This window comes from Chryseobacterium sp. SIMBA_029 (assembly GCF_046535275.1).
Taxonomy (GTDB): Bacteria; Bacteroidota; Bacteroidia; order Flavobacteriales; family Weeksellaceae; genus Chryseobacterium.
Genome location: NZ_JAWRXA010000470.1, coordinates 1 through 262 on the forward strand (window position 1 = coordinate 1; position 262 = coordinate 262).

At 35.9% G+C, this 262-nt stretch carries 1 protein-coding gene; it reads right to left on the reverse strand.

From position 1 onward, the window contains the following. The coding region (locus SB679_RS24865) for a TolC family protein (RefSeq protein ID WP_410704968.1) at window positions 1-226 on the reverse strand (226 nt) is incomplete at its 3' end. Window positions 227-262: the final 36 nt, after the last annotated feature.

Genomic DNA, 262 nt, shown 5'->3' on the forward strand with positions numbered 1-262 from the left:
GTTTATGCTCTGCAATCTGTATATCGTTATTCAGTTCTGTCCAGCTCATTTTGTGATTAGAAAGCTGCAGGGATGTTCTTAAAACTTCATTTACTGTTACCACACCGTTTGCTTTCAGAGCCTTTACCTGCTTGATGTTTACTGTATCTTCCTTCATCTTGTCATTAATAAGAATCTGTTGTTCCTTTAGGTGATGAATTTGTAAAAAGGCAGTAATGATCTCCATTTTTAGAAGCCTTTCATCAAGATGAGTTCTTAAGGT